This window comes from Brachybacterium sp. Marseille-Q7125 (assembly GCF_023062615.1).
Classification (GTDB): domain Bacteria; phylum Actinomycetota; class Actinomycetes; order Actinomycetales; family Dermabacteraceae; genus Brachybacterium.
The window spans coordinates 1-2,447 of sequence record NZ_JALLAL010000105.1; the positions used below are offsets into that span (position 1 = coordinate 1).

A 2,447-nucleotide genomic window follows, 5' to 3' on the forward strand; every position below is an offset into this window, starting at 1 on the left:
TGTGACAGCACCAAGTAACAAATGATTGTGTAGAGGGGATTGCTGCATAGATAGATACCGAGGAGGTCGGGCCTGCGGGTTTTTTTTTTTTTTTTTTAAAAGAAGAAGCCGCCATACGAGATCATGCCTACTCTCGTGGCCTCGGAAATGTCTATAAGTGACGGGTCTGGGGGGCGGTGGTCTCGGGGGCTGCGGCAGGCGTCTGGGTCATGTCGGTCCTCCTGGGTGCGGTCTCAGCCGCCGATAGCGCTCATGGGGCGTTCGGGCTGGGTGAAGTCGGGGCGGTCCATGCCGTGACCGGCGGCCTTTCCCCAATGCGCGGCCCGCCAGATCCGGGCCAGGTCCTCATCGGACGCCCCGGCGCGCAGGGCATCGCGCAGCCCGGTCTCCGAGGTGGAGAACAGGCAGGTGCGCACGCTGCCCTCGGCGGTCAGCCGGGTGCGGCGGCAGTCGGCGCAGAACGGCCGGGTGACCGAGGCGATGATCCCCAGCGTCCCCAGCACGGGGGAATCGGGCCCGGCGGCACGCGAGCGCACGTCGAATTTCTCTGCCGGCGCGCCCTCCCGCGGCTCCTCACTAGGGGTGAGCAGATAGTGCGGTGCGAGCATCTGGTGCACATCCGCCGCGGTGACCATGGCGGTGCGCTCCCAGGTGCGCCCGGCATCCAGCGGCATCTGCTCAATCACGCGCAGCTGCAGGTCCCGCTCCAGGCACCAGGCCAGCAGATCCGGTAGTTCATGGTCGTTGATCCCCGGCATCAGCACGGCGTTGATCTTGATCGGATCCAGACCTGCCTCCCGCGCCCCCTCGATGCCCTCGAGCACCCGATGCAGCAGGGGTCGACGAGTGATCCGCTCGAAGGTCTCCGAGACCACGGAGTCCAGCGACACGTTGATGCGGTCCAGTCCTGCCCGGGCGAGCTTCGCCGCCCGCACCTCGAGGCCGATCGCATTCGTGGTCAGGGAGATCTCGGGACGCGGCGTGAGCGCGGCGACTCCCGCGATGATCTCGTCGAGGTCCGCGCGGGTCAGCGGCTCACCGCCGGTGAAGCGCACCTGCTGGATGCCCAGCTGCTCCACGCCCACGCGCACCAGGCGCACGATCTCCTCGACGGACAGCAGCTGCTGCTTCTTCAAAAACTCCATCCCGGACTCGGGCATGCAGTAGGTGCAGCGCAGATTGCAGAAGTCGGTCAGGGAGACGCGCAGATCCGTGGCGGTGCGCGCGAAGGTATCCAGCAGACCGGGCACAGCCGGGCGGTCGCTCGTATCGGGCAGGCTCGGAGACAGCGGGTCCGTGCGCCGCGGCATCGGGATGCCCAGGGGAACCGGGGATGCCATCGCTCACCTCCAGCGCTCATCGGACGTCCATCCAGCATAGGGGCAGTGGGAGATACTGGGCAGATGAGCTCCGACACCCCCGCCCGCGTCCCCCTGCAGGAGCATCAGCAGGACGTTCACGCCCTGCTCGCGCACCGCGCGACCCGTCGGCGGGTGGCGCTTGAGGACCTGCGCCCCGGGGTGGTGATCGCCGCCGATGTGCGCGCGGTCGTCGACGTGCCGTCCGCCGACAACTCCCAGATGGACGGCTATGCCGTGCGCTGTGCGGACCTCACCCCGGCCCAGCCGGTGACCCTGCCCGTCGGGCCGCCGATCGCCGCCGGGGATGCGCCGGGGACCCTCGAGCCCGGGCAGGCGCGCCCGATCATGACCGGCGCCCCCGTGCCCACCGGCGCCGACCAGGTGATCCCGATCGAGGACACCGCCGAGCAGGACTTCACCGCGACCACGGTGACCCTGCCGTCCGGTGCCGCGCAGGCTGGCCGATTCGTGCGCCGCGCCGGCTCGGACACCCGCGCCGGGGATGTCATCGCCCGTGAGGGCACGGCCCTGTCCGCGGCGCGCATCGCCCATCTCGCCGCCTGCGGCGTCGCCAGCGTTGAGGCCCGCGATCCGCTGCGCGTGCTCGTGGTCTCCACCGGCAGTGAGCTCGCCACCCCGCAGCCGGGAGCGCAGCTGCCCCGTGGCGCGGCCTTCGATGCCAATGGGCCCGGGATCGCTGCGGCACTGCGTGCCCTGGGGGCCGAGGTGGTGAACGTCGAGCAGGTGGGTGATGATGCGCCGCGGCTGGTGGACCTGATCCGCCGCCACGCGCAGGCACAGGCCGTGGTCACCTCCGGCGGTGTCTCCGCCGGTGCCTTCGAACCGGTGCGCCAGGCCGCCGAGCTGCCCGGGGTGCGCCTGGTGTTCCCGAAGGTCGCGATGCAACCGGGCGGACCGCAGGGCATCGGCACCCTGGACCGCGACCTGGCCGATCCCGCGGCGGGAGACATCGCCTGGGTCGCACTGCCCGGCAACCCGGTCTCCGCGGCGCCGTCCGGCGGGCGGCTGGTGCGCCCCGCCCTCGGCGGCGACCCCCGCCCGCCTGTCCCGTATACGCCTCTGGCG

Annotated in this window: 2 protein-coding genes; one reads left to right on the forward strand and one right to left on the reverse strand. The window is 70.6% G+C overall.

Features of this window, described 5'->3' with window-relative positions:
- Positions 1–233 precede the first annotated feature (233 nt).
- The gene (moaA, locus tag MU407_RS13820) at positions 234–1,340 is read right to left on the reverse strand and encodes a GTP 3',8-cyclase MoaA (RefSeq protein WP_246958355.1); all 1,107 of its coding nucleotides are present in this window, start codon (positions 1,338–1,340) and stop codon (positions 234–236) included.
- A gap of 63 nt (positions 1,341–1,403) precedes the next feature.
- On the opposite strand from moaA, the gene MU407_RS13825 reads away from it, so the two are divergent.
- Positions 1,404–2,447 (forward strand): molybdopterin molybdotransferase MoeA (locus MU407_RS13825; RefSeq protein WP_246958357.1); only part of this gene is annotated, 1,044 nt, incomplete at its 3' end.